Source organism: Streptomyces incanus (genome assembly GCF_042656345.1).
Taxonomy (GTDB): Bacteria; Actinomycetota; Actinomycetes; order Streptomycetales; family Streptomycetaceae; genus Streptomyces; species Streptomyces incanus.
Genome location: NZ_JBHSPC010000164.1, coordinates 80,790 through 105,589, shown reverse-complemented (window position 1 = coordinate 105,589; position 24,800 = coordinate 80,790). Strand labels below are relative to the sequence as shown.

At 72.9% G+C, this 24,800-nt stretch carries 23 protein-coding genes; 13 read left to right on the top strand and 10 right to left on the bottom strand.

Features of this window, described 5'->3' with window-relative positions; translation table 11 throughout:
- Window positions 1-106: 106 nt before the first annotated feature.
- Both ACFP2V_RS36670 and ACFP2V_RS36665 read left to right on the top strand, forming a co-directional pair.
- Complete coding sequence (locus ACFP2V_RS36670) at window positions 107-1,333, top strand: acyl-CoA dehydrogenase family protein (RefSeq protein ID WP_381220364.1); 1,227 nt, start codon at window positions 107-109, stop codon at window positions 1,331-1,333.
- Between the two features lie 180 nt (window positions 1,334-1,513).
- A complete protein-coding gene (locus ACFP2V_RS36665) occupies window positions 1,514-2,176 on the top strand; it encodes a transcriptional regulator (RefSeq protein ID WP_381220361.1) in 663 nt (220 codons plus the stop codon).
- A gap of 45 nt (window positions 2,177-2,221) precedes the next feature.
- On the opposite strand, the gene ACFP2V_RS36660 is transcribed toward ACFP2V_RS36665, so the two are convergent.
- From ACFP2V_RS36660 to ACFP2V_RS36640, 5 genes are all read right to left on the bottom strand, one after another.
- Entirely contained in the window at window positions 2,222-2,458 is a 237-nt protein-coding gene (locus ACFP2V_RS36660; protein WP_381220358.1) for a DUF6213 family protein, read from the bottom strand.
- A gap of 25 nt (window positions 2,459-2,483) precedes the next feature.
- Complete coding sequence (locus ACFP2V_RS36655) at window positions 2,484-3,869, bottom strand: NADP-dependent succinic semialdehyde dehydrogenase (RefSeq protein ID WP_381220356.1); 1,386 nt, start codon at window positions 3,867-3,869, stop codon at window positions 2,484-2,486.
- Window positions 3,870-3,946: 77 nt separating this feature from the next.
- A complete protein-coding gene (locus ACFP2V_RS36650; RefSeq protein WP_381220353.1) occupies window positions 3,947-4,411 on the bottom strand; it encodes an NUDIX hydrolase in 465 nt (154 codons plus the stop codon).
- The gene (locus tag ACFP2V_RS36645) at window positions 4,408-5,967 is read right to left on the bottom strand and encodes an ATP-dependent DNA ligase (protein ID WP_381220350.1); all 1,560 of its coding nucleotides are present in this window, start codon (window positions 5,965-5,967) and stop codon (window positions 4,408-4,410) included. Before ACFP2V_RS36645 ends, ACFP2V_RS36650 begins: the two co-directional genes overlap by 4 nt.
- A 59-nt stretch (window positions 5,968-6,026) precedes the next feature.
- Window positions 6,027-7,058 carry an NAD(P)/FAD-dependent oxidoreductase gene (locus tag ACFP2V_RS36640; RefSeq protein WP_381220347.1) on the bottom strand — a complete coding sequence of 344 codons (1,032 nt, stop codon included), beginning with the start codon at window positions 7,056-7,058 and terminating at the stop codon, window positions 6,027-6,029.
- 77 nt (window positions 7,059-7,135) lie between these two features.
- On the opposite strand from ACFP2V_RS36640, the gene ACFP2V_RS36635 reads away from it, so the two are divergent.
- The 6 genes from ACFP2V_RS36635 (at window position 7,136) to ACFP2V_RS36610 (ending at window position 12,560) form a co-directional block, all read left to right on the top strand.
- The gene (locus ACFP2V_RS36635; protein WP_381220586.1) at window positions 7,136-7,708 is read left to right on the top strand and encodes a helix-turn-helix domain-containing protein; all 573 of its coding nucleotides are present in this window, start codon (window positions 7,136-7,138) and stop codon (window positions 7,706-7,708) included.
- Window positions 7,709-7,847: 139 nt separating this feature from the next.
- Entirely contained in the window at window positions 7,848-8,825 is a 978-nt protein-coding gene (locus ACFP2V_RS36630; protein ID WP_381220344.1) for an NADPH:quinone oxidoreductase family protein, read from the top strand.
- On the top strand, window positions 8,822-10,006 hold the full coding sequence (locus ACFP2V_RS36625; RefSeq protein WP_381220341.1) for an acyl-CoA dehydrogenase family protein: 1,185 nt from the start codon (window positions 8,822-8,824) through the stop codon (window positions 10,004-10,006). Before ACFP2V_RS36630 ends, ACFP2V_RS36625 begins: the two co-directional genes overlap by 4 nt.
- A gap of 38 nt (window positions 10,007-10,044) precedes the next feature.
- On the top strand, window positions 10,045-11,157 hold the full coding sequence (locus ACFP2V_RS36620) for an acyl-CoA dehydrogenase family protein (RefSeq protein WP_381220583.1): 1,113 nt from the start codon (window positions 10,045-10,047) through the stop codon (window positions 11,155-11,157).
- Window positions 11,158-11,391: 234 nt separating this feature from the next.
- Window positions 11,392-12,255, top strand: a complete 864-nt coding sequence (locus ACFP2V_RS36615) for a phosphatidylinositol-specific phospholipase C/glycerophosphodiester phosphodiesterase family protein (RefSeq protein ID WP_381220338.1) — start codon at window positions 11,392-11,394, stop codon at window positions 12,253-12,255.
- Between the two features lie 110 nt (window positions 12,256-12,365).
- Window positions 12,366-12,560, top strand: a complete 195-nt coding sequence (locus ACFP2V_RS36610) for a hypothetical protein (protein ID WP_381220335.1) — start codon at window positions 12,366-12,368, stop codon at window positions 12,558-12,560.
- A gap of 63 nt (window positions 12,561-12,623) precedes the next feature.
- Here the strand turns inward: ACFP2V_RS36610 and ACFP2V_RS36605 are convergent, their stop codons facing one another.
- Window positions 12,624-13,016, bottom strand: a complete 393-nt coding sequence (locus ACFP2V_RS36605; protein WP_381220332.1) for a luciferase domain-containing protein — start codon at window positions 13,014-13,016, stop codon at window positions 12,624-12,626.
- A 95-nt stretch (window positions 13,017-13,111) separates the two neighbouring features.
- On the opposite strand from ACFP2V_RS36605, the gene ACFP2V_RS36600 reads away from it, so the two are divergent.
- The 3 genes from ACFP2V_RS36600 (at window position 13,112) to ACFP2V_RS36590 (ending at window position 15,286) form a co-directional block, all read left to right on the top strand.
- Complete coding sequence (locus ACFP2V_RS36600; protein WP_381220329.1) at window positions 13,112-13,477, top strand: DUF4180 domain-containing protein; 366 nt, start codon at window positions 13,112-13,114, stop codon at window positions 13,475-13,477.
- A gap of 128 nt (window positions 13,478-13,605) precedes the next feature.
- Entirely contained in the window at window positions 13,606-14,190 is a 585-nt protein-coding gene (locus tag ACFP2V_RS36595; RefSeq protein WP_381220326.1) for a TerD family protein, read from the top strand.
- A gap of 46 nt (window positions 14,191-14,236) precedes the next feature.
- The gene (locus tag ACFP2V_RS36590; RefSeq protein WP_381220323.1) at window positions 14,237-15,286 is read left to right on the top strand and encodes a serine/threonine-protein kinase; all 1,050 of its coding nucleotides are present in this window, start codon (window positions 14,237-14,239) and stop codon (window positions 15,284-15,286) included.
- Window positions 15,287-15,422: 136 nt separating this feature from the next.
- On the opposite strand, the gene ACFP2V_RS36585 is transcribed toward ACFP2V_RS36590, so the two are convergent.
- Both ACFP2V_RS36585 and xylB read right to left on the bottom strand, forming a co-directional pair.
- Window positions 15,423-16,661, bottom strand: coding sequence for an ROK family protein (locus ACFP2V_RS36585; RefSeq protein ID WP_381220320.1), 1,239 nt, complete (start codon window positions 16,659-16,661; stop codon window positions 15,423-15,425).
- 75 nt (window positions 16,662-16,736) lie between these two features.
- Window positions 16,737-18,182, bottom strand: a complete 1,446-nt coding sequence (xylB, locus tag ACFP2V_RS36580; protein WP_381220317.1) for a xylulokinase — start codon at window positions 18,180-18,182, stop codon at window positions 16,737-16,739.
- Window positions 18,183-18,296: 114 nt separating this feature from the next.
- Between xylB and xylA the strand changes: the two genes are divergently transcribed.
- The gene (gene xylA, locus ACFP2V_RS36575; protein WP_381220313.1) at window positions 18,297-19,463 is read left to right on the top strand and encodes a xylose isomerase; all 1,167 of its coding nucleotides are present in this window, start codon (window positions 18,297-18,299) and stop codon (window positions 19,461-19,463) included.
- Between the two features lie 452 nt (window positions 19,464-19,915).
- On the top strand, window positions 19,916-20,266 hold the full coding sequence (locus ACFP2V_RS36570) for a hypothetical protein (RefSeq protein ID WP_381220310.1): 351 nt from the start codon (window positions 19,916-19,918) through the stop codon (window positions 20,264-20,266).
- 54 nt (window positions 20,267-20,320) lie between these two features.
- On the opposite strand, the gene ACFP2V_RS36565 is transcribed toward ACFP2V_RS36570, so the two are convergent.
- Together ACFP2V_RS36565 and ACFP2V_RS36560 are read right to left on the bottom strand one after the other, a co-directional pair.
- Window positions 20,321-21,763, bottom strand: coding sequence for an SWF or SNF family helicase (locus ACFP2V_RS36565; protein ID WP_381220308.1), 1,443 nt, complete (start codon window positions 21,761-21,763; stop codon window positions 20,321-20,323).
- On the bottom strand, window positions 21,760-24,675 hold the full coding sequence (locus tag ACFP2V_RS36560; RefSeq protein ID WP_381220580.1) for a DEAD/DEAH box helicase: 2,916 nt from the start codon (window positions 24,673-24,675) through the stop codon (window positions 21,760-21,762). Before ACFP2V_RS36560 ends, ACFP2V_RS36565 begins: the two co-directional genes overlap by 4 nt.
- Window positions 24,676-24,800 lie beyond the last annotated feature (125 nt).

The following is a 24,800-nucleotide window of genomic DNA, read 5'->3' as shown; positions in this document are numbered from 1 at the left end:
CGGCGAACGGGATGACGGGGCCCGGGGGAGTTGACTTTCCCTACCGGCGGGTAACAGACTCTGGTTACCGTAAGTAACATGCATGTGCGTCGCCGCTGGAGGGGACATGGCCGAGTTCACCATGGAGCTCAACGAGGAACAGAAGGAAGTCCGGGACTGGCTCCACGGCTTCGCCGCCGAGGTGATTCGCCCCGCGGCCGCCGAGTGGGACGAGCGCGAGGAGACTCCCTGGCCGGTCATCCAGGAGGCCGCCAAGGTCGGCATCTACTCACTCGACTTCTACGCCCAGCAGTACTTCGACGCCACCGGTCTCGGCATCCCCATGGTGATGGAGGAGCTGTTCTGGGGCGACGCGGGCATCGCCCTGTCGATCGTCGGCACCGGCCTCGCCGCCGTCGGCGTCCTCGCCAACGGCACCGAGGAGCAGATCGGCACCTGGATCCCCCAGATGTACGGCGACGTCAATGACGTCAAGGTCGCAGCCTTCTGCTCCTCCGAGCCCGACGCCGGCTCCGACGTCGCCTCCATGCGGACGCGTGCCGTGTACGACGAGGCCAAGGACGAGTGGGTGATCAACGGCACCAAGACCTGGGCGACCAACGGCGGCATCGCGGGCGTCCACGTCGTCGTCGCGGTCGTCGACCCGGAGCTCGGCTCCAAGGGCCACGCCTCGTTCATCGTCCCGCCGAACACCCCCGGCTGTTCCCAGGGCCAGAAGTTCAAGAAGCACGGCATCCGCGCCTCGCACACCGCCGAGGTGATCCTGGACAACGTCCGTGTGCCCGGCTCCTGCCTGCTCGGTGGCAAGGAGAAGCTCGACGAGCGCCTCGCCCGCGCCCGGGAGCGCGCCAAGCAGGGGGGCGAGCGGGTGAAGAACGCCGCGATGGCCACCTTCGAGGCCTCCCGCCCGGCGGTCGGCGCCATGGCGGTCGGCACCGCCCGCGCCGCCTACGAGGTCGCCCTGGAGTACGCGCGGACCCGTGAGCAGTTCGGCCGCCCGATCGTCGACAACCAGGGCGTCGCCTTCCAGCTGGCCGACATGCGCACCCAGATCGACGCCGCCCGCCTCCTGGTGTGGCGTGCCTCCTGGATGGCGGTGAACGGCAAGCCGTTCACAGCGGCCGAGGGCTCGATGTCCAAGCTGTACGCCAGCGAGACCGCCAAGCAGGTCACCGCCCAGGCGATCCAGATCCTCGGCGGCAACGGCTACACGCGCGAGTACCCGGTGGAGCGCATGCACCGCGACGCCGCGATCTACACCATTTTTGAGGGCACGAGCGAGATCCAGCGTCTGGTCATCGCCCGCACCCTGTCCGGCATGCCCATCCGCTAGGCACCGCAAGGAGTCAGGGGCGGGGGGTGAGGGCAGCCCGGCGGCGTGAACCACGCCGCCGGGCTGCCGCTCCGTCGCGCTGCCGGGGTACTGCGGGTGACGTCCGCCCGGCTCCTGGGGGACCATGGTGGGGGACCCGGGCGCCCCACGGACCGGCCGACCGACGCGACGGAGACCGCGATGACGCGCACGGCCCGGGAACTGCTGGAGACGATCACGCGGGAACTGGCCCCGGACCCCCGGTCCAACCCGCTCGTACCCCTGATCGCCCGCGGCGACGCAGGCCGGGACACCCTGGCCGCGCTCGCCCTGGAACAGAGCTGGGTGATCCCCGCCGACCGCCGCGCGTTCCAGCACCTGGCGGACCGCTCCGCGGACCAGCCGCGGGCCGCCGCGTACTTCACCGCCCTGGCCGAGGGCGAGGACCTGGCGGCGGCGCGGCTGGACGCCTTCGCCGCGGCCTGCGGCGTGGACCGGGAGCGTGCGGCGTCGTACGACCCCCTGCCGGGCTGCCAGGCCTATCCCGCCTACGTCGCCTGGCTGGCCCTCAACGCGGCACCGGCGGACGCCGCCCTCTCGGTGGCCGCCGACTTCTCGGCCTGGGGCGGCTACTGCGCCACCATCGCCGAAGCGCTGCGCACCCACTACGGCTTCACCGACGAGGCCTGCGGGTTCTTCGACCTCTTCGCCGAACCGGCCCCCGGCCTGGACCGGACGGCGGCCGAAGCGGTCCAGGACGGCCTGGACACGGGCCGCCTCGACGAGAGCCTGGCGCGGGGGTACGGCCACCTGCTGCAGAGCTACGAGTCGCTGTTCTGGAGGACGCTGCTCCGGCCGGTCTGAGCACGCGGCCGGCAGCTCGCCGCCCGCGCTTCTCCCGGGCAGGCTTCAGGCCCTGCTCCCGCTGCTGTGGGCGATGCACGCCACGTCGATCCGGTCGGCCAGCTTCGCCAGTTCGATGGTGAGGGCGGCGACCGTGTCCTCGTCGAGCCGGTCGTCGCCGGACTCCACGAGATGCAGCCACCGCCCGCCCATCGTGCGCAGCAATTTGCTCACGTCCGCCGCGGAGACCTGCAAGGTACCGCGGTCGTCGACGATCAGAGGCAGAGTCACTTCGCGGTTCACAGATCGGATCGTAGCCGCGGGAGCGTCACGCACCGTGCCAAACCGTGGTGATGTTGCAGAACTCGCGGATTCCGTGCCCGGACAGCTCACGCCCGTACCCGGACCGCTTGACCCCGCCGAACGGGAGCGCCGGATGGGACGCCGTCATCCCGTTCACGAAGACGCCGCCCGCCTCCAGATCCCGGACGAACCGGTCGACCTCGGCCTCGTCACGCGTCCATACGTTGGAACTCAGACCGAACGGGGAGTCGTTGGCGATCAGCACCGCCTCGTCCAGGTCCGCCGCCCGGTACAGGGTGGCGACCGGGCCGAAGGCCTCCTCACGGTGGATACGCATGTCGCGGGTGATCCCGGCCAGGACGGTCGGCGGGTAGTACCAGCCGGGCCCGTCGGGGAGTTCGCCGCCGCACAGTACGCGGGCCCCGGACCGTACGGCGTCGTCGACCAGTTCCGCCAGGTCCTTTCGGCCCTGCTCGCTGGCGAGCGGGCCGACATCCGTGTCCTCGTCCATGGGGTCGCCGGTCGTCAGCGCCTGCATGCCCCGGGTGAAGCGTTCGGCGAAGGCGTCGTGGACGTCCGTGTGCACGATGAACCGCTTGGCGGCGATACAGGACTGCCCGGTGTTCTGCACCCGCGCGGTGACCGCGACCGCGGTGGCCCGGTCCAGGTCGGCGGACGGCATCACGACGAACGGGTCGCTGCCACCCAGTTCCAGCACCGTCTTCTTGACCATCTCACCGGCGGTGGCGGCCACCGCGCGTCCCGCGGGCTCACTGCCGGTGAGGGTGGCCGCCTTGACCCGTTCGTCCCGCAGGATGTCGTCGACCGCGGCGGAGCCGATGAGCAGGGTCTGGAAACAGCCCTCGGGGAAGCCCGCCCGGTGGAACAGGTCCTCCAGGTACAGGGCGGTCTGCGGCACGTTCGAGGCATGCTTGAGCAGGCCCACGTTGCCGGCCATCAGCGCGGGCGCGGCGAACCGTACGACCTGCCACAGTGGGAAGTTCCACGGCATGACGGCGAGCACCGGGCCGAGCGGCCGGTAGCGCACCAGGACCCGGGAGGCGCCGGAGTCCTTCACGTCGGACGGATCGGGCTCCTCGTCGGCGAGAAGGTCCGCGGCGTGGTCGGCGTACCAGCGCATCGCCTTGGCGCACTTGGCGGCCTCCGCGCGGGCCTGTCCGACCGGCTTGCCCATCTCGGTGGTCATCACCTCGGCGATGCTTCGCCGGTCCTCGTCGAGGAGGTCGGCGGCCCGGTGCAGCAGGCGGGCGCGCTCCTCGAATGTCGTCGTCCGGTACGTGCGGAACGTGGCCTCCGCGAGCTGGAGCCGGCGCTCGGTCTCCTCCTCGCCCATGGCCTCGTACGTCCTGAGCGTCTCGCCGTTCACCGGATTCACCGTTGCGATGGGCATGGCTGGCCTCCCTGGGGACGGGGCGTGCATGTCGACCCTCCCGCGCGACGGTGGGCGTCGCAACGCGGAAGGGTTCCTCAGCGTGAGTGCTCCGCCAAGCGGTCGAGAAACGTCGCCTGGGCGGAGACGATCAGTTCCCGCGCCCGGTCCAGGGCGAGCCACTCCACCCGGTCCAGCTCCGGGAACTCCCGTATCCGGCTCGACTTCGGCGGCCACTCCATCCGGAAGGTGCCGGGCACGACGGCCGCCGGGTCGAGGTCGCCCTCGACGGCCCAGGCCGTGACGGTCTTGCCGCCCGACTGCCGGACCTCGCCGAGCGGCACGGCCTCCCCGTCGGGCGGCGGCAGGCCCAGCTCCTCCTCGAACTCCCGGCGCGCCGCGTCCCAGGCCGTCTCACCGGCGTCGTACTCGCCCTTCGGCACGGTCCACGCGCCGGCGTCCCGGCGGGCGAAGAACGGGCCGCCCATATGACCGAGCAACACCTCGAGCCCGTGATCGGTGTGTCGGAACACCAGCAGGCCGGCGCTTCGGGCGCCCGTCACGGGCCTACCTCCGGGTGAGCGGCGAGCAGGCTCTCCACCGTGTCCGCTTCGTCCGGGCGCTTGTCCTCGCGGTAGCGGACCACCCGGGCGAAGCGCAGGGTGACACCGGCCGGGTAGCGGGTGGAGCGCTGGAGGCCGTCGTAGGCGATCTCCACGACGAGTTCCGGACGCACGGTGACGACGCACGCGCCCGGGTCGCTTCCACCGGTGCCGGGACCGGTGGCCAGTTCGCGCAGCCGTTCGGTCTGCCACGTCAGCATGGCGTCGGTCATCCCCTTGAAGGTCTTGCCGAGCATCACGAAGCCGCCGTCGGCGGTGCGGGCGCCCAGGTGCAGGTTGGACAGCTTGCCGGTACGGCGTCCATGGCCCCACTCGGCCGCCAGCACCACCAGGTCGAGCGTGTGCACGGGCTTGACCTTCAGCCAGGACGCGCCGCGCCGCCCGGCGCTGTAGGGGGCGTCGAGTCCCTTGACCACGACGCCCTCGTGACCGCGCGCCAGCGTGTCGGCGAGAAAGTCCTCCGCCGCCTGCACGTCCGGGGGCCCGGACACCCTGGTGCCCCGTACCCGCATGGCCTGCGGCACCAGCCGGGCCAGTTCCGCGTGCCGGTCGGCGAAGGGAAGATCCAGCAGGTCACGGCCGCCGACGGACAGCACGTCGAAGAAGACGACGGCGACGGGCACGTCCCGGGCGGCCGTGGCCACGGCCGCCCGGGAGCCGACCCGCCCGGCGGTCTCCTGGAACGAGCGGGGGCGCCCCTGCGCGTCGAACGAGACGACCTCGCCGTCCAGGACGAACTGCTCGCCCGGCAACGCCCGTGCCGCCTGTGTCACTTCGGGCAGCCGGTCGGTGATGTCGTCCAGGGTGCGGGTGTGCACGCGCACCGTGCCGCCGTCGCGGTGCACCTGGACGCGAATGCCGTCCAGTTTCTCCTCGACCGCCGCCGCCCCCAGCTTCTCCACCGCCTCGGCGACCGAGGAGGCGCTGTGCGCCAGCATCGGCAGCACGGGGCGCCCCACCGTGAGACGGAACCGCCCCAGCGCGTCGGGGCCGTCCGCCAGCAGCGCACCGGCCACGGCCTGCAGCGAGCCCGCCAGCATCACCGCCCGCCGCACCTCCGCCGGCGGCGCCCCGGTCGCCCGCGCCAGCCCCTCCACGGCGACCGCGTCCAAGGCCCCCTGCCGGACCTCGCCGCTGAGCAGGCCGAACAGGAACCGCTGCTCGTCCTCGGTCGCCGCGCCCAGCAGCTCCCCGACCAGCAGGGCCCGCCCGGCCTGCGCGCCGGGGCCGGACACCTCGGCGAGCCGGCCGAGCAGGGCGTCGACGGCGCGGACGGTCAAGGTCGCCTGCTCCGCCGGGGCGACCTGCCGACTCAGCGTCTTCCAGCCCACGCCGATCCGGCCCTGCGGTAGCCGGCCCGCCAGATACGGGATGACGACGGGGACGTCGTCCGCCTCCGCGTCCCGGAACAGCTCCGCGAGCAGCGCGATCTTCCGGGACCGCGCCGAGGTGGCGGCGACCTCCCGCGATACGCGGGCCAGCCGGGACAGCAGCATGCGGCCATGGTGCTACGGAGCCCGGCGTTCCACACCCGGGCCGCCGAAGCAGCCGCGGATCACGCGGTCACCGCGGCGTCCAGGTCCGTCATCAGCAGATCCCCGACGATCGCGGCCGCCGCTCGGTAACCCCCGCTCGCCGCGTGGACGACCTGTTCGGCGAAGCCGATCGCGTTGCCCGCCGCCCAGACGCCCGGCACCGAGGTCAGGCCCGTCGGGTCCACGACCGGGTACGCGCCGAACGGGGTCTCGGACAGCTCGGCGCCGAGCCGCTCCAGCAGGCCCGTCTGCGGCACGGGGCGCGGCCCGACGTACAGCACGGAGCGGGCGTGGACGGAGCCGTCGGCAAGACGGACGCCGGTGAGCCGGTCGTCCTCGACCACCAGTTCGGCGACCTCGCCGGGCACCACGCCGACACCGGCCGCGGCCAGTCGGCGCAGGTCCTGGTCGGACAGCTCCTCCTCGGCGACCGTGTGCAGGAAGAAGGTGACGTCCTTGGACCACCGGGACACCATCAGCGCCTGGTGCACACTCATGGCGCTGGAGGCGAGCACCCCGAACGGCTGGTCGCGGACCTCCCAGCCGTGGCAGAACGGGCAGTGCAGCACGTCCCGTCCGAACCGTTCGGCGACCCCGGGGACCGCGGGCAGCTCGTCCTTCAGTCCGGTGGCGACGATCAGGCGCCGCGCGTGGACGGTCCGGCCGCCGTCCAGCAGCACGGCGAACCCTGCGTCACCGGTGCCGGCATCGTTCCGGGTCACGTCCGTCACCCGGCCCGCGAGCAGTTCGACGCCGTAGCCCGCGATCTCCTCACGGCCGACGGCCAGGAACGCGGCCGGTGACATCCCGTCCCGCGACAGATAGCCCTGCATGTGGGGCGAGGGCGCGTTGCGCGGCTCGCCCGCGTCGACGACCAGGGTCCGCAGCCGGGCCCGGCCGAGCACCAGCGCGGCGGACAGCCCGGCCGCACCACCTCCGGCCACCACCACGTCGTAGCCGGTGCCAGTCCCGGTGCCGTCCGTTTCTCCGGTCCCGTGTGTGAATCCGTCGCGGGTGTTCCCGCTCTTCTCGCTCATGGCGACCACCTCCACGTCGACCGTCGCCCGAGTACCACCGGATTGACAAATGCCTTTGCCGGTTCTGCAATGTTCGTATGGCTACCGACGGCATGACCACCGATGACGTTCTCGCGGATGTGGGTCCCCGGCTGAGGCGGCTCAGGAAGGAGCGGGAGGTGACCCTTGCGGGGCTGTCCGAGGCGACCGGCATCTCCGTGAGCACCCTCTCGCGGCTGGAGTCCGGGCTGCGCAAACCCAGCCTCGAACTGCTGCTGCCGATCGCGCAGGCCCACCAGGTGCCGCTGGACGAACTGGTCGGTGCGCCGCCGGTCGGCGATCCGCGCATCCGCTCCAAGCCGTTCCAGCATTGCGGCCGCACCCACTGGCCGCTCACCCGCCAGCCCGGTGGACTCCAGGCGTACAAGGTGCTCGAACCGCAACGCACGTTCGAGCCCGAACCCCGCACGCACGAGGGCTACGAGTGGCTGTACGTGCTGTCCGGCAAGCTGCGGCTGGTACTGGGCGAGCACGACGTGGTGCTGACGGCGGGGGAGGCGGCGGAGTTCGACACGCGCGTGCCGCACGCCTTCGGGTCGACGGGGGAGGGGCCGGTGGAGTTCCTCAGCCTGTTCGGTCCGCAGGGGGAGCGGATGCACGTACGGGCACGTCCCAAGCGGTCCTGACGGAGGCGGCGCCCCCTCGGCGGACCGGGGTGCGCAAGGCCGTGACCTGCGAGACGGTTCCCTGGAGGCAAGCGACCGCTTAGTATGCGATGGACCCGGTCAGGCGAACACGACGTTCACAGTCCCGTGGAGGCTCCGCATGCAGGCATGGCAGGTGCACGAGATCGGCGAGCCGGGCGAGGTGATGAGCCTCGCGGAGGTGGAGCGGCCGACGCCCGGTGAAGGCCAGGTCCTGCTGAAGGTGCGTGCCGCGAACATCAACTTCCCGGACGCGCTGATGTGCCGGGGCCAGTACCAGGTCAGGCCGCCGCTGCCGTTCACGCCGGGCGTGGAGATCTGCGGCGAGACCGAGGACGGGCGCCGGGTGCTCGCCACCCCCGCCCTGCCGTACGGCGGCTTCGCCGAGTACGCCGTCGCGGACGCCGCCGGACTGCGCTCCGCCCCGGACGCGCTGGGCGACGCCGAGGCCGCCGCCCTGCACATCGGCTACCAGACCGGCTGGTTCGGGCTGCACCGCCGGGCCTGCCTGGAGGCCGGCGAGACGCTGCTCGTGCATGCCGCCGCGGGAGGGGTCGGCAGCGCGGCCGTGCAGCTCGGCAAGGCCGCCGGCGCCACCGTCATCGGCGTGGTGGGCGGCGGGGCGAAGGTGCCCGTCGCCCGCGAACTGGGCTGCGACGTGGTGATCGACCGGCGTGAGCAGGACGTCATCGCCGCGGTGAAGGAGGCCACCGGCGGCCGGGGCGCCGACGTGATCTACGACCCGGTCGGCGGAGAGGCCTACGCCCAGTCCGCCAAGGTCGTGGCCTTCGAGGGCCGAATCGTGATCGTCGGCTTCGCGAGCGGCACGATTCCCGGCCCGGCGCTGAACCACGCCCTGGTGAAGAACTACTCGATCCTCGGCCTGCACTGGGGCCTGTACAACACCAGGAACCCGAAGCTGGTCCAGCACTGCCACGAGCAGCTTCTGGAGCTGGCCGCCCGGGGCGCCGTCAAACCGCTGGTGAGCGAGCGCGTGCCGCTGTCCGGTGCCGCCGACGCCGTGCAGCGGGTCGCGGACGGCGTCACCACCGGACGCGTCGCCGTGCTGCCCGCAGCGGAGAACGGAGCCGTCGCATGACCGACGCAGCCGAACTGAGGCGGCGCACCCAGGAGCTGTTGGCCGCGCAACCGCCCGCCACCACCGCCCGCCTCGACTTCCTGCGCGCCCGCTTCGACGCGGGACTCGCCTGGGTGCACTACCCCGCGGGGCTCGGCGGACTGGGCGCCCCGCGATCCCTCCAGGCCGTCGTGGACGCCGAGCTGGAGGCCGCCGGGGCGCCCGACAACGACCCGCGGCGCATCGGCATCGGCCTCGGCATGGCCGCGCCGACGATTCTGCAGTTCGGCACGGAGGAGCAGCAGCGCCGCTTCCTGCGGCCGCTGTGGACCGGCGAGGAGGTCTGGTGCCAGCTGTTCAGCGAGCCGGGCGCCGGATCCGACCTGGCCGCCCTGGGCACCCGGGCGGTCCGCGCGGACGGGGACGGCTGGGTGGTCGACGGGCAGAAGGTGTGGACATCGAGTGCCCATGCCGCCCGTTGGGCCATCCTCATCGCCCGCACCGACCCGGACATGCCCAAGCACCGGGGCATCACCTACTTCGTCTGCGACATGACCGACCCCGGTGTCGAGGTGCGGCCGCTGCGCCAGATCACCGGCGAGGCCGAGTTCAACGAGGTCTTCCTCACCGGTGTCCGCATCCCCGACTCCCGCCGGCTCGGCGAGGTCGGCGACGGCTGGCGGGTCGCGCAGACCACGCTCAACAACGAGCGCGTGGCCATCGGCGGCATGCGGCTGCCCCGTGAGGGCGGGATGATCGGCCCGGTCGCGAGGACCTGGCGCGAACGTCCCGAACTGCGCACCCACGACCTGCACCAGCGCCTGCTCGGGCTCTGGGTGGAGGCCGAGGTCGCCCGGCTCACCGGCGAACGCCTGCGCCAGCAGCTCGCCGCCGGCCAGCCGGGTCCGGAGGGCGCCGGGATGAAGCTGGGCTTCGCCCGCCTCAACCAGCAGATCAGCGGCTTGGAGGTGGAACTCCTCGGAGCAGAGGGCCTGTTGTACGACGACTGGACCATGCGGCGTCCCGAACTGGTCGACTTCACCGGTCGCGAGGCCGGCTACCGCTACCTCCGCTCCAAGGGAAACAGCATCGAGGGCGGGACCAGTGAGGTCCTGCTGAACATCGTCGCCGAGCGCGTCCTGGGCCTCCCGGCCGAGCCGCGTACCGACAAGGACGTCGCCTGGAAGGACCTGGCCCGATGAGCACGACGAGAACGACGAAGGCCGGCCCGGCGAATCCGATGGGCGCGCAGCCCGATCTCCTGTACTCGGAGGAGGAAGAGGCGCTGCGCGCCGCCGTCCGGGACCTGCTCACCGACCACTGCGACGCGGCCCGGGTGATCTCCCGCGCCGAGTCGGACACCCCGCACGACCTGTCGCTGTGGAAGGCACTCGCCGATGGCATGGGCCTCGCCGGGCTGCTGGTGCCCGAGGACCGCGGCGGCCAGGGCGCCACGCACCGGGAGGCCGCGGTCGTCCTCGAGGAGCTGGGGCGGTTCGTCGCCCCCGTGCCCTATCTGACCAGCGCCGTCGTGGCCACCGAGGCGCTGCTGGCCTGTGCCGGCGGGGGCGAGGTGCTCGCCTCGCTGGCGTCCGCGCGCCGGATCGGTGCCCTTGCCGTCCCGCTGCACACCGCCCCGGGTGCGTCCTTCCCCACCGTCCGTGCGGCGGACGGTGTCCTGCACGGCGAGCTGGCCGGCATCGCGGACGCGGCCGCGTCCGACGTGCTGCTCGTCCCGACGGACGACGGCGGGCTGTACGCCGTTGAGGCGGACGCCGCCGGTGTCACCGTTACCGGGCAGACGTCCCTGGACCTGACCCGTCCCCTCGCCCGCGTCGCCCTGGAGGGCGCCCCGGGACACCGGGTGGGTGACGCCGAGCCCGCCGTACGACGGGCTCTGCGCGCGGGTGCGGGGCTGCTGGCCTCGGAACAACTCGGGATCGCCGATTGGTCGTTGACGGATACCGTCCGTTATCTGAAGGATCGCAGGCAGTTCAACCGGCCGGTGGGCGGTTTCCAGGCGCTCAAGCACCGGCTCGCCCAGCTGTGGCTGGAGGTCGTCAACCTCCGTGCGGCGGCCCGCAACGCGGCGGACACACTGGCCGCCGACGCGGCGGCCGCGGGCGACGACGCCGATGCGGCCGTCGCTGTCGCCGTCGCGCAGGCCTACGCGGGCCAGGTCGCCGTCCATGCCGCCGAGGAGGCGCTGCAACTGCACGGCGGCATCGGGATGACCTGGGAGCACCCGGTCCACCTGTACCTGAAGCGGGCCAAGGCCGACTCGATCGCCTACGGTACGGCGGGCGACCACCGTGAGGCGCTGGCTGAGTTCGTCGACCTGCGGTCACCCTGACGCATCGTCATATATCTTCCTGCGCCGTCGAATCCGTTGAGCAGTGGTACTCACACTCGGCCGAACGTCCCATGGAAGAGTCCGCCGTCACGGCGGGCTCTTCGGTACATCCGGCTTCCCGCGAGGTGAACGTGCGGCGGCGAATCAAGCAACTCGCGCCACGGCACTGCCGCTTGGGCATACGGGGACCTCATACTCCAGAGGTTCCCGTACGCCATTCCAGGGAGGCGGAGCATGGCCCTCACCACCCGTCGCAGAGCCCTCACCACCCTCGGCACCGTCCTCGCGACCTCGTTCGCCCTGCCGGCCACCCAGGCGCTGGCCGGTGAACACGGCTACCGCCCAAGGCCGTTGTGGCGGGCCCATGCCCACAACGACTACGAGCACCCGCGTCCTCTCCTCGATGCCCTCGATCACCGCTTCGGCAGCGTCGAGGCCGACATCTACCTCGTCGGCGACCAACTCCTCGTCGCCCACGACCCCGAGGACCTCGACCCGTCCCGCACTCTCGAGTCCCTCTACCTCGATCCACTCACCGCCCGTGTGCGGGCCCACCACGGGTCGGTGTACCGGGGGCACCGCAAGCCGCTCCAGCTGCTCATCGACATCAAGACCGAGGGCGCGTCCACCTACCTCGAGCTCCACCGCCGTCTCCGGCGGTACCGGAACCTGTTCACCACCTACGCGGGCGGCCGGGTGCTGCCCGGTCCGGTCACCGCCGTCATCTCCGGCCACCGTGCCGCCCGTGCGCCGATGGAGGCCCAGCGGGTGCGGCACGCCTTCTACGACGGCCGACTGGCCGACCTCGGCGGCCCGGCCCGCTCTTCCCTGATCCCGCTGATCAGCGACAACTGGGCGCTCAACTTCACCTGGCAGGGCGTCGGCGCGTTTCCCGTCGCCGAGCGCCGGAAGCTGCACGCCATCGTGGCCACCGCGCACGGGCGCGGCCGGACGGTACGGTTCTGGGCCACCCCCGACCTGCCGGGCCCCGCCCGGGACGCCCTGTGGGGCGAATTGGTCGCCGCGGACGTCGACCACCTCAACACCGACGACCTCGCGGGACTGGAATCCTTCCTCGACGCGTACCACCCGCGGTAAGCCGTAGACACCACACGTTCGGAGGACAGCTCAGCCGCCCGGACGAACCCTCCGCTACGCCACACTTGCGGCCGAACGCCGCGAAGCGGACGTGGCGGAGGAGGTTGACGATGGCCGTTTCCATCTCTGTGGTGCTGCTGCTCGCGATCCTGGCGGTGATCTTCCTGCGCAACGGCGGACTCAAGCTCTCCCACGGGATCGTCTGCCTGCTGCTCGGGTTCTGTCTGGCCGGATCGGGTATCGCCCCCGCCATCCACAGCGGCCTGACGGTGACGGCGGACATCGTCAGCGGTCTGCGGCCGTGAGGAGGCCAGGGGCCGCCGACGCCGGAGGTTCCTGACCTGGCCAGGAAGGGGGGCTTCTCGGCGTCAGGTCACCGGGTCGCGCGGCAGCACCGTGACCCGGTGGAAATTGCACCCGGAGGCCGTCGGCACGGGAGAGGGGAGAGGGGTGGCCTGGTGGGCCTTGAGGGCGACGCTCACCAGGGTCAGCAGCAGGTCGATGTCGGTGGCGCAGTCCAGATGCACCGTCACCCAGTTCGAGCCCGGGACCAGTTGGATCGCGGTCGAGGTGCTCAGGTCGTAGCGGAAGCGCTGGATGGCGTGGCGGGTCAGGTGGAGATCGACATCCCGTCCCGTGTGGAAGTGGACGACCTCGTGCCGGGCGAAACGGAGCGCCTGTCCGGTACCGCACCCCGCCTTGCAGGCGGTGAGATCGGGCCAGGCCCGAAGTCGCTCCATGGCTTGCTGCGCCGGTGTCATGGCCTCATGGTGTCCTGCTCACCGTGCGGCAACCAGTGGTTGGGCGTTTCGTAATCGATCAGTGAGGCGAAGCATCCTTAGCATATGATTGCATCATGACAGGCAGTCACCTCACGACCATGCGCGGAGTCTCCGTTCTCGTGTGCGACAAGGGCGGATCGAAACTGAGCGGCGGCCGGACCGCCCTCGATCTGATCGGTGATGCCCTGGGGTGTCAGGCCGACATGGTGGCCGTCCCGGTCGAGCGGGTGGCGGACGACTTCTTCGCCCTGAGCTCGGGTGTTGCCGGTGAGGTGGCGCAGAAGTTCGTCAACTACCGCATCCGCCTGGCGGTCATCGGCGACATCGCCTCCCACGTGGCCGGCAGCGATGCCCTCCGCGACTTCGTGCGCGAGACGAACCGGGGCAATCAACTCTGGTTCGTACCCGACCGTGCGGAACTCGAGGCGCGACTGGCCTGAGAGTGTCGGCAGGAGCCCTGCCGACAGGAGGCCCCGCCCTCCTTCCCTGGGGCCGGTCGCAGGGGGCGGGCGGGGCATCGGGCACACTTTGCGTGTCGTAGTCCGTCTTGATGAAGGATGACCCACTCATGATCACGCTTACCAAGGAAGACGGCCCGGCAGACCTGGACGGAGTAACCCACCTGTCCATCGGGGCCTCCTGGGACCCGACCGCCGGCAGCAGCGGCGGGGTGCTGGGCAAGCTGCGCCACAAGGCCGGCACAGACCTCGATCTGATCGCCATTGCCATGCAGGACGGGGACCCGGTACGCCTCGCGGGTCTCGACTCGCTCGACCCGCTGGGCAACGGCTCGCTGGTCCACAGCGGAGACAACCAGACGGGACACGGCGACGGGGACGACGAGACGGTGACCGTCGAGTTCGCCCGGGTCCCGTCCAACATCACGTCGATCGTGTTCGTCGCCGCCGCCTACAAGAAGGGCAGCGCCTTCCAGAAGGCGCGCAACATCAGTTTCAAGGTCTACGACGCCACCGGGGGCAGCACCCAGCAGGTCGCCGACATCTGGCCGAGCATGCTCACCCAGGACAACTGCTGCGCCGTGGCCAAGGCGGTTCGGGCCGGTGGCGCGTGGAAGCTCGAGGTGATCAATGTGACGGGCAAGGTCAAGCAGGGTGACGAGCACGCCCTGATGCGGTTCGCCGTCAGCAAGTGACGAGAGCGGCCGGCCGAGCCGGCCGCACAGACATGGGGGCGGGGCCGTGGTGAGCCAGGTGCTCTACGGCGAGCGGTCGAGGAATCCGCTGGCACGGACCGTGGAACTGACCGGGGACCGGCTGCGCAGGGGTGGCGGGATCACGCCGTTGAGCGAGCTGAACCTCGGCGCCATGGCGGAGACGTTCCACCGCGGGCTCTGGCTCGGAGGCGGCGGGACGGAACGCCCCTTGGAGTGGCTCCCGGACGGAGCCGGGGTCGTGCCGGTGACCCGCGTCACCGGCACGACCACGCCGTTGAAGGTGCGACAGGCCTCGGAGTTCGCCCGCGCGCTGGGGGAACTCGCGGTCCGGCGGTGTGGTGGACCCGACCAGGTGACCGCTCTGGCGGCCCGGGCCCGTGCCGAGGGCGTGCCGCTGTGGATCGCGCGGCGGTTCGCGCAGGGGCCCGCCGGGCCGGTCACCGTCACCGTGGACCGGCGGCTGGTGCGCGTGGACGTGTGGGGGCCGGGTGCTCCCATGGTGCGGATTCGGGCGCCGCGCGGCTTCCACCCGGACAGCCCCGAACCCGGCAAGGGCCTGCGGCTGGCCGTCGGCGACGTTGCCGCGGAGCTGGTTCTCCGGAAGAAACTGCGCAAGTCCAAGAGTTTCGTGGAAGTGCGACTGCCCGACCGGCACTGGGTGCTGTCGAGGAGGGACGCGGAGAGTTCGTGGCTCCTGCGCGACGGACGGCGCGCAGCTCTCCTCACACGTCCCTCGCGTTGGCCGGCGCCGGACACGGTACTGCTGCCGTTGGCCCCCGTGCGGTACGAGAGCCCCGACCCGCTGGACGCCGTCATGGCACAGGTCTTCGCCGTCGCCTTCGGGCTCGGGGACACGACCGGTTCGGCCCGGTTCCGGTCGGAGCGCCGTCCAGCGGGCGGATACGAGCCGGACGGCGCCGACGACACGTCGTGGGACCGTCCCTGGTTCAGCAACCTCGGCAGGGGGAGGGACGACAACGAGCCCGGCGGCGGCGACGGCTGGGGCTCGGACGGCGGCGACGGAAGCGACGGTGGTGGCAGTGACGGCGGTGGCGACGGCGGCGGCGGGGACTAGCCGCGGGGCCACCAGGGGTATCGGCCTCCTCCTCACCCCGCCCCGGCGACAGCAGCCGGGAACCGGGCGCCCCTGACAACCGGCGACCACACTCTGCGGCGGACCGAACGGACCCGGGTCGGCCGGACAGTTCGGCTCAAGCCCGTTCGGCGACGGACGCCGGATCGTCCAGGACTCCCCGGATCACCGAGTGCGCCGCGCCCAGCAGGGGGCCCTTCGGGCCCAGGAGGGACACCGAGACGGGGCAGGCCGGGCCCGTTGTGCGGCGGGCCAGTTCGGAGCGGAGCGACGGCAGCAGCCAGGGGGCGAGCCCGGACAGTGCGCCGCCCAGCACGACGCTCTCGGGGTCCAGGAGATTGACCGCCCCGGTCAGCGCGATGCCCAGCGCCGTTCCCGCGTCGTGCAGGGCACGTCGTACGGCGGGGTCGCCCCGCTCGGCGCGGCCCGCGAGCAGGCCCACGCGGTCCTCGCCGGGCTCCAGGCCGGCGGCGCGCAGCACGGCCTCCTCGCCGGCGTACTGCTCCAGGCAGCCGCGGCCGCCGCACGCGCACTCGGGGCCGTCGGGCCGGACCGGCACATGGCCCAACTCGCCCGCGAAGCCCCGGTTTCCGAGCAGCAGCCGCCCGTCCACGACCACCGCGGCGCCGATACCGATCTCGGCCGACACATGGAGGAAGTCGCGCGGGGTGCCCTCACCGAGCCAGAGCTCGGCCAGCGCGCCGCAGTTGGCCTCGTTGGCCACGGTCAGCGGGAACCGCGCCGGGAGCAGGGCGCCGAGGTCGGTGTCGTGCCAGCCCAGGTTCGGCGCGCGGACGACAGTCCGTGCGTCGCGTGCCACCAGGCCCGGTACGGCCACGGTCAGCCCGGCCGGCCACAGACCCTCGTCCTTGATCGCGCCGACGACCCGGAACAGCAGCGTGGTCAGCTCCTCGCTCACGCTCCCGGGGGAGCGGCCGCGGTTCGGAACGTGGCGCACGGCCCGCGTCCGGACCTCTCCGCGCAGGTCGACCGCGCAGACCGCGAGATGGTCGACGCCGACCTCGGCGCCGATCCCGGACGGACCGCGCCCGCTGACGGCGAGCGCCGAGCCGGGCCGGCCCACGCGGCCGGGCCGCTCGGGACCCAGTTCCTCCAGCAGACCCGAGCGGACGAGCTCGTCCACCAAGGTGGACACCGCCGCCCTGGTCAGGCCGATGCGTGAGGCGACGGCGGCCCGGGACAGCGGTCCCTCGGCGCTGACGGTGTGCATCACCCGCGAGAGATTGCGGCGGCGCATGCCCTGCTGGGTGTCGGGCAGTGCGCGTCGCTCCGGACCGGCCGAGGGCAGTACCCGCCCCGGGCCGGCCGGGCGGGCCTCGTGCAGCGGTGCGCTCATACCTCCGTCAGTCCTCGGTCGGGGCCGGGTCGTTCCCGGTCGGTCGTGAATCGGTCGTGAATCGGTTCTTGGCCGTCAGGCGGTGTCCGTGCCGCGCTCCAGGAGCGGGGCCGCGTCGGAGAGTACCCCGGCGATCCTGGCCAGCGTCTCCTCGTCCCGCTCCACCGCCTCCAGCACCGGCCCCGCGGCCGTGTCCCAGCGGCGGGCGACCGCGGCCGGGTCCTCGCCGGTGAGCAAACCGGCCGCCTGCGCCGCCGCCCCCAGCGCGACCAGCTCCCGTGCCTCGGGCACCTGCACGGGCCGCCCCGACAGCCGCCGTACGGTCTGCTGCCAGGCCGTGCCCCGCGCGCCGCCGCCGATCAGCAGCAGGGGCGCCGACGGGTCCGCGTCCTCGTCGACCACGCGGTCCAGCGCGCCCAGCAGCGAGTGCACGGCACCGTCGTAGGCGGCCTGGAGCAGCTGGCCACCGCTCGTGTCGTGGCGCAGCCCGTGCAGCAGCCCGGACGCGTGCGGCAGGTTCGGGGTGCGCTCGCCGTCCAGGAAGGGCAGGAGCGTGATGCCGGTGCCCGGTTCGACGGCCTCGCGGTCCAGGCCCAGCAGCGTCGCGACCCGGTCCACGGCGAGGGTGCAGTTGAGCGTGCAGGCGAGCGGCAGCCAGTCGCCGCGCGCGTCGGCGAAGCCCGCCACGATGCCGGTCGGGTCGGCGGGCCGCCGCCGCGACACCGCGTACACCGTGCCCGAGGTGCCGAGGCTCATCACCGGCGTGCCGGGTCGTATGCCAAGCCCCAGCGCGGCAGCCGCGTTGTCCCCGGTGCCGCACGCCACCAGGGTGCCCTTGGAGAACGGCAGGTCATGGCTCTCGCGCACGGTCCCGGCCACCTCGCCGGGGCGCACGACCCGGGGGAGCAGCGCCGGGTCCAGCCCTACGTGCGCGAGGATCTCCTCGTCGTACGCCTCGGTCCCGGAGGCCCACCAGCCGGTACCGGAGGCGTCGCCGCGATCGGTCGTGCCCTGCCCGGTGAGCCGTTCGGTCAGGTAGTCGTGGGGGAGCCGGACGGCCTTGGCGGCACGGACCGCCTCCGGCTCATGCTCCGCCAGCCAGGCCCACTTGGTGACCGTGAAGGAGGCGGCCGGCACGCTTCCGGTGCGCTCGGCCCAGAACTTCGCGCCGCCCAGCTCCTCGGTCAGCCGGTGGGCCTGGGGCGCGGAGCGCACGTCGTTCCACAGCAGCGCCGGGCGTACCGGCTCGCCGTGAGTGTCCAGGGTGACCAGCCCGTGCTGCTGGCCGCCGATCGACACCGCGGCGGCCTCGTGTGCCGCCTGGCCGCACTGGCGCAGCGCCTCGGTCAGGGCGTCCCACCACTGACGGGGATCGCTCTCGCGGCCCGCTCCCGATGTCACCGTGTGCGGTGCCTGGCCGCTCGCCACGACCCGGCCGGTGGCCACGTCGACGACCAGTGCCTTGGTGGACTGGGTGGACGTGTCCACGCCGACGACGAGCGGACCCTCGGCTGCTGACATCGATTTCTCCCTTTAGCGCGGCTCGGCGGGCTGACCATCTTCCCAGAGATGCTGTTGCATACTAATTTGTAAATCGCCATGACGAAATAGTCTCAGCGAGCAAGGAGCCGCGGCATGAACTACCAGCCCACCCCCGAGGACAGGTTCACCTTCGGCCTGTGGACCGTCGGCTGGCAGGGACGGGATCCGTTCGGTGACGCCACCCGACGCGCCCTCGACCCGGTCGAGTCGGTGCAGCGCCTGTCCGAACTGGGCGCCCACGGCGTCACCTTCCACGACGACGACCTGATCCCGTTCGGCTCGAGCGACAGTGAGCGCGAGGGGCACATCAAGCGGTTCCGCCAGGCGCTGGACTCCACCGGCATGAAGGTGCCGATGGCGACGACCAACCTGTTCACCCACCCGGTGTTCAAGGACGGCGCGTTCACCGCCAACGACCGCGACGTGCGCCGCTACGCGCTGCGCAAGACCGTCCGCAACATCGACCTCGCGGTCGAGCTCGGCGCCGAGGTGTACGTGGCCTGGGGCGGCCGCGAGGGCGCCGAGTCCGGTGCCGCCAAGGACGTGCGGGTCGCCCTGGACCGGATGAAGGAGGCCTTCGACCTGCTCGGCGAGTACGTCACCTCCCAGGGCTACGACCTCCGCTTCGCCATCGAGCCCAAGCCGAACGAGCCGCGCGGCGACATCCTGCTGCCGACCGTCGGCCACGCCCTGGCGTTCATCGAGCGCCTGGAGCGGCCCGAGCTGTACGGCGTCAACCCCGAGGTCGGCCACGAGCAGATGGCCGGGCTGAACTTCCCGCACGGCATCGCGCAGGCGCTGTGGGCCGGCAAGCTGTTCCACATCGACCTCAACGGCCAGTCCGGCATCAAGTACGACCAGGACCTCCGCTTCGGCGCCGGCGACCTGCGCGCCGCGTTCTGGCTGGTGGACCTGCTGGAGTCGGCCGGCTACAGCGGCCCGAAGCACTTCGACTTCAAGCCGCCGCGGACCGAGGACCTCGACGGTGTGTGGGCCTCGGCGGCCGGCTGCATGCGCAACTACCTCATCCTCAAGGACCGCGCGGCCGCCTTCCGTTCCGACCCCGAGGTGCAGGAGGCGCTGCGCGCCGCCCGCCTGGACCAGCTGGCCGAACCCACGGCGGCCGACGGCCTCCAGGCCCTGCTCGGCGACCGGTCCGCCTTCGAGGACTTCGACGCCGAGGCCGCCGCCGCGCGCGGGATGGGCTTCGAGCGCCTCGACCAGCTGGCGATGGATCACCTGCTGGGCGCCCGGGGCTGAGTTCCCGGCTCCAGGGGCCCCGGAGGCCTGCCAGGGTCTGCTGCGGGCGTGGGGGCGGGGCCGGCACGGTGCTTTCGCGCGTCGGCCCCGCCCCCACCGCGCGGTGCCGGACGGCCTCCGCGCCGAAGCCGTCCGGCACCGCGCGGAGACTGTCCGACGCCGATTTCCGGCCCCGGACCCGGAACCCGACGTCCGACTCCGTGGCGAATTCCGCGCAAGACGGTCGCACCCGGGGTACGTCCGAGGCGACCATGGTCGGTATGGCCACGCCACCGGTACCGCCCCAGCCGCCCGGTTCGCCGGGTGACACGCCGCCCCCGGGCGGCGGCTTCGGACCTCCCTCGTACGGCGGCGCACCGCCGCCACAGGACCCCCCTCCGCCGCCGGGCCCGCCCGACGGCGGAGGCGGCTCGGCGCGCGGTCCCGGCGGGCGCCGGAATTTCCTGCTCATCGTGCTCGCCGCGATCGTGGCCGTGGTGGCCGTCACCGTCATCGTGCTGATGGGGTCGGGAGACGACGGCTCGCCGGACGACCGGCCCACAGGGAGCCGGACCGACGGCTCGGCGGAGCCGCCCCCGGGCCTCCCGTCCGAACTCCCCAGTGATCTGGAGAGCCTGCTGCCGTCCGGCTTCCCCACCGAACTGCCGTCGGACTTCCCGAGCGAGCTGCCCAGCGGCCTGGAGAGCTCGCTGCCGACCGAGCTGCCGAACCTGCCCACCGACCTGCCGAGCGGCGTGCCCAGCAACCTGCCGAGCGGCCTCGAATCGTTCCCGCCGTCCCCGGGGGAGGCCGCGCTGCGCTGAACCGAGCGGAGCGCGTGGGCGTGCGAGGGCCGGCACGACGGTGCTCCGGGAGGGCTATGTCCCGGAGGGCCGCCCTGCCGCCGCATCCGGCTCTGGCTCCGGCTCCGCGCGGGCCTCCGTTCGCGCCTCTGGGTCCGCTGTGGCCAGGGCGGTTGCCGGGTCCTGGGCGGCGCCTCCGGCCGGGACCCAACGGCCGCGCTCCTTGCGGTACGGCCACCATCGGCCGTCACGCCCGAGTCGCAGCTGGATCCGCCCGCCGTCGAGGGTCCAGCGGTTGGCGCGGGCCCGGAACGTCGGCCGCTCGGCCTCGTCGCTCTCGGCCCAGGCCGACTCGAGGGCGGCACGCGCGCGTGCGAGGGCCTCGGCGTCCACCGCCCACTCCTCGTCGAGCACGGTCAGCGCCGCCGCACCGCCCTGGCGCCAGGCCCGTACCGCCACCGCCAGGCCTTCCCGGCCACGGCCCGAACCGTCGGCGAGCCGGGCCGTCACGGCGCGCGGGGGCTCACCGGCGGCCAGTCGCACCGCGTCCCGCGCCACCGTTGGTTTCGGCGCCGCCGGGCGCCGCTCATGTCCCTCCCGAAGTGCCTCCGCCAGCAGACGGTGGGCCTGTATGGCGGTCCGCGCGGCGAGGAACTCCAGGGCGGACGCGTCGACTCCGGCAGGGGGCGGCTCGTCCGTGTCCAGAGACGGCGGCACCCCCGGCTCCGCGGGGAGCGGGGGCCCGCAGGGCAGCGCAGGCCGGATGCCGCCCGCCGCGAACGCCTCGGCCGCGTCCACACCCTCCGGCCGCGGCCGCTTCCCGGAGGCGGAGGACGGCCCGCCACGCGACTGGAGCGCGTCCAGCAGGGCGCGCTCACCGCGTCCCCGTACCAGGAGCAGGACGAACGGGTCATGGTCCAGCAGCCGGGCCACCTGGTAGCAGAGCGCCGCCGTGTGACCGCAGTGGTCCCACGCTCCGCAGTCGCACTCCGGCTCCAGATCGCCCAGGCCCGGCAGCAGTTCGACCCCGGCCAGCTCCGCGTCCTCCATCAGATGCGCCGGCATCTCCCGGTCGAGCAGCGCTGCCACATGCCCGGCCCGCTCGACGGTCATGTCCAGGAAGCGGTCCCACTGCTCGTCGGACAGTTCCTGCAACAGCACGTCCGCGCGGTGCGCCGTGCGGTCACGGTCCTGCACGACGGCCGTGATCCGCCCCGGCCGTACGGACACGGCGCCGACCGCTCCCGCGCGGGCGAGCCGGCGGCCCGCCTTGAGCTGCTGGGCGTCCAGCGCCGTGCCCTCCAGCGCCGTCAGCCAGGCCCGGCCCCACCAGGTCTGCGCGAAACCGCGTCCCCGCGCGGGAGGCAGCGCGGCGAACGTCCGCTCCGCGCCGGCCCCGCCGTCGCTCCCCTCCGGGTCGGTTCCGTCCGGGTCGGTCCCGCCCACCGGGGCTCCCTCCGGCTCGTACCAGTCGTCGGTGTCTTCCCTGTCTGCTCCGTCACCGTCGTACCGGGTCATCGCGGTTCCCCTCGCAGTGCCACCAGATCCGCCAGTTCCGCGTCCGTCAGCTCCGTGAGCGCCGCCTCGCCGGAGCCGAGCACCGAGTCCGCCAGCTCGCGCTTGCGGACCAGCAGTTCGGCGATGCGGTCCTCGATCGTGCCCTCGGCGATCAGCCGGTGCACCTGCACCGGCCGGGTCTGGCCGATGCGGTACGCGCGGTCCGTGGCCTGCGCCTCCACGGCGGGGTTCCACCAGCGGTCGTAGTGCACGACATGCTCGGCGCGGGTGAGGTTCAGCCCGGTGCCCGCCGCCTTGAGCGACAGCAGGAAGACCGGGACCTCGCCGTCCTGGAAGCGCCTCACCATCGCCTCGCGTTCGGCGATCGGTGTGCCACCGTGCAGGAACTGCGACGGCACACCCCGCGCGGCGAGGTGCCGCTCCAGAAGCCGCGCCATCTGCACGTACTGCGTGAAGACCAGCGTGCAGGCCTGTTCGGCGAGCACGGTGTCGAGGAGTTCGTCGAGCAGTTCGAGCTTCCCGGACCGTCCCGTGAGCGCCGGTCGCTCCTCCTTGAGGAACTGCGCCGGGTGGTTGCAGATCTGCTTCAGCCCGGTCAGCAGCTTCACGATCATTCCCCGCCGCGCCATGCCATCGGTCCCCAAGACGCCGGAGGTGCCGGAGATCTCGGCCAGGGCCTCGCGGACCACGGCCTCGTACAGAGCCGCCTGCTCCGGCGTGAGCGACACCGCGTGATCGGTCTCCGTCTTCGGCGGCAGCTCGGGCACGATCCCCGGGTCCGACTTGCGGCGGCGCAGCAGGAACGGCCGTACCAGCCGGGTCAGCCGCTCCGCCGCGGCAGGGTCCGTCCCACCCTCCACGGCATCCGCGTACCGCCTGCGGAAGGTGCCGAGCCGGCCCAGCAGTCCGGGCGTCGTCCAGTCGAGGACGGCCCACAGCTCCGAGAGATTGTTCTCCACCGGCGTGCCGGTGAGTGCCACGCGCGCGCGTGCGCCGATGGACCGCAACTGCCGGGCCGTCGCCGCGTACGGGTTCTTCACGTGCTGAGCCTCGTCGGCGACGACCATCCCCCAGGACACTTCGGCGAGCCGGGGAGCGTCCAGGCGCATGGTGCCGTATGTGGTGAGCACGAACTCGCCGTCGGCCAGGCCGTCCAGCGAGCGGTGCGCACCGTGGAAGCGGCGGACCGGGGTGCCCGGCGCGAACCGTTCGATCTCCCGCTGCCAGTTGCCCATCAGGGAGGCCGGGCAGACCACGAGGGTGGGCCCGGCGGACGCGGGGTCGGACTGCCGGTGCAGATGCAGGGCGATCAGGGTGATCGTCTTGCCGAGCCCCATGTCGTCGGCGAGACAGCAGCCCAGGCCCACAGACGTCATGTGGGCCAGCCAGTTCAGCCCGCGCCGCTGGTAGTCCCGCAGCGTGGCGGCGAGGGCCGCAGGCTGCGGGACGGGCTCCTGGGACTCGGGGTCCGCGAGCCGGCCCCGCAGGGTCGCCAGCCAGCCGGTGGGACGCACCTCGAACCGGCGGCCGTCCACCTCCACCGAGCCGCTCAGGGCCGCGCCGAGCGCGTCGACGGGGGTGACCTCGTGGTCCTGGCGCGCTCGGGCGCGGAGTACCTCCTGGGGGTCGATCAGCACCCATTGGTCGCGCAGCCGCACGACGGGGCGTTTGGTCTCCGCGAGCCGGTCCAGCTCCGCGCGGGTGAGCGTCCGGTCGCCCAGGGCGAACGACCAGTCGAAGGCGAGCAGCGCGCCGGCCGACAGGAAGGACGGTTGCTGGGAAGCGTTCTTGAAACCTGCCCGGCCGGGTGGCCGCTCCCCGCCGGCGGGACCGATCTCCGCGCGGGTGGTCAGTTCGCGGGTCAGCTCCTTGGGCCAGTGCACGTCGACGCCCGCGGCCGCGAGCGCCCTCGCGCCTTCCCCGAGGAGCTCGGTGACCTCCTCGTCGGCGAGTTCGACCGCGTCGGGCACGGTCGCCGACAGCAGGGGGGTGAGCGGGGCCCAGGCGCGGGCGGCCCGGCGCAGCGCGAGCAGCGTGTCCATCCGGGCCCGCGGTCCGAAGCCGTCGTTCGCGCCGGCTGAGCCGACCGGGCCATCCTGTCTTTCCGCGGCCCCGGCCCACACGTCAGTGGCGTCCGCGACGAGGGCGGGATCGCTCACGCCGTGCACCTGGAGCACGGCCCGGAACGTGGCGTCGGTGCCGTCGGCGGTGCTGTCGTCGATGGGGTGGGTGGCGGGGTCGGTGTGGTCCGTGGCACCCGGCGCCTCCTGCGTCTTCGGCGCGGCCCAGGTCTCCGGCGCGTCGGTGAGGCCGTGCACTTCGATGCGCAGCGACAGGCGTACGCCCGCGTCGTGGCCCGCGGCAACGTCGGCGGCCCAGTCGCGCAGTGCGGGCAGGTGCTGAGGCTCGGGCACGGCGAAGGTGGGGGAGCCGGTCACCAGGGGCGCGGCGGGGGAGCGGGGCAGGGTGTCGGCGACCGCGTCGAGGAAGGCGCGCAGCAGCCGTTCGGGGTCGGGCAGCCGCAGGGGCCCGGTGCCGTCCAGCGGCTGGGCGTGCGACTCGGGCGGCATCGCGGCGGCGAGCCGACGCACGGCCTCGATGTCCTCCGCGTCCAGCGGACCCGTGCGCCAGGCGTCGTGACCGGCCGGGGACAGCCCCGGCAGCAGCAGACCGCGCGCCACCAGACGCAGCGCGTGCACGGCGGCGGCACCCCAGAAGACGGCGGCCGGGTGCCCGTCGCCGTCGGCCCGTGCGCGCGTGAGGACGGGCAGGGCGGCACGCACCGGCAGCAGCACCGCGGGGACGCCCACCGCCTGCACCCCCTCGCCGCCGGGCACGACGACGGTCAGCTCCTCGACCTGCGCCGTGTCCACTACAGGGGGAGCCGACCCGTCGGGCCGCCAGAAGGCCATGCGGCCGGTGCGGGCGGGGTCGCCGGGTACGAATACGGCGGAGCAGCGGGCCAGGTCGGCGTACTGGGCGGGAGAGGGAAGCACGGGAGTCGTCTGCGCAGCGCTCACGAAATCCTTGATTCATC

Excerpts from the sequence above, each read along its gene's own strand:
- ACFP2V_RS36560 (WP_381220580.1), bottom strand. The coding sequence starts at position 24,675 with ATGGCCTTCTGGCGGCCCGACGGGTCGGCTCCCCCTGTAGTGGACACG.
- ACFP2V_RS36605 (WP_381220332.1), bottom strand. The coding sequence starts at position 13,016 with ATGACACCGGCGCAGCAAGCCATGGAGCGACTTCGGGCCTGGCCCGAT.
- ACFP2V_RS36645 (WP_381220350.1), bottom strand. The coding sequence starts at position 5,967 with ATGCTGCTGTCCCGGCTGGCCCGCGTATCGCGGGAGGTCGCCGCCACC.
- ACFP2V_RS36665 (WP_381220361.1), top strand. The coding sequence starts at position 1,514 with ATGACGCGCACGGCCCGGGAACTGCTGGAGACGATCACGCGGGAACTG.
- ACFP2V_RS36585 (WP_381220320.1), bottom strand. The coding sequence starts at position 16,661 with ATGAGCGCACCGCTGCACGAGGCCCGCCCGGCCGGCCCGGGGCGGGTA.
- ACFP2V_RS36655 (WP_381220356.1), bottom strand. The coding sequence starts at position 3,869 with ATGCCCATCGCAACGGTGAATCCGGTGAACGGCGAGACGCTCAGGACG.
- ACFP2V_RS36635 (WP_381220586.1), top strand. The coding sequence starts at position 7,136 with ATGACCACCGATGACGTTCTCGCGGATGTGGGTCCCCGGCTGAGGCGG.
- xylB (WP_381220317.1), bottom strand. The coding sequence starts at position 18,182 with ATGTCAGCAGCCGAGGGTCCGCTCGTCGTCGGCGTGGACACGTCCACC.
- ACFP2V_RS36615 (WP_381220338.1), top strand. The coding sequence starts at position 11,392 with ATGGCCCTCACCACCCGTCGCAGAGCCCTCACCACCCTCGGCACCGTC.
- ACFP2V_RS36595 (WP_381220326.1), top strand. The coding sequence starts at position 13,606 with ATGATCACGCTTACCAAGGAAGACGGCCCGGCAGACCTGGACGGAGTA.
- ACFP2V_RS36625 (WP_381220341.1), top strand. The coding sequence starts at position 8,822 with ATGACCGACGCAGCCGAACTGAGGCGGCGCACCCAGGAGCTGTTGGCC.
- ACFP2V_RS36620 (WP_381220583.1), top strand. The coding sequence starts at position 10,045 with ATGGGCGCGCAGCCCGATCTCCTGTACTCGGAGGAGGAAGAGGCGCTG.
- ACFP2V_RS36600 (WP_381220329.1), top strand. The coding sequence starts at position 13,112 with ATGACAGGCAGTCACCTCACGACCATGCGCGGAGTCTCCGTTCTCGTG.
- ACFP2V_RS36630 (WP_381220344.1), top strand. The coding sequence starts at position 7,848 with ATGCAGGCATGGCAGGTGCACGAGATCGGCGAGCCGGGCGAGGTGATG.
- xylA (WP_381220313.1), top strand. The coding sequence starts at position 18,297 with ATGAACTACCAGCCCACCCCCGAGGACAGGTTCACCTTCGGCCTGTGG.
- ACFP2V_RS36565 (WP_381220308.1), bottom strand. The coding sequence starts at position 21,763 with ATGACCCGGTACGACGGTGACGGAGCAGACAGGGAAGACACCGACGAC.
- ACFP2V_RS36610 (WP_381220335.1), top strand. The coding sequence starts at position 12,366 with ATGGCCGTTTCCATCTCTGTGGTGCTGCTGCTCGCGATCCTGGCGGTG.
- ACFP2V_RS36670 (WP_381220364.1), top strand. The coding sequence starts at position 107 with ATGGCCGAGTTCACCATGGAGCTCAACGAGGAACAGAAGGAAGTCCGG.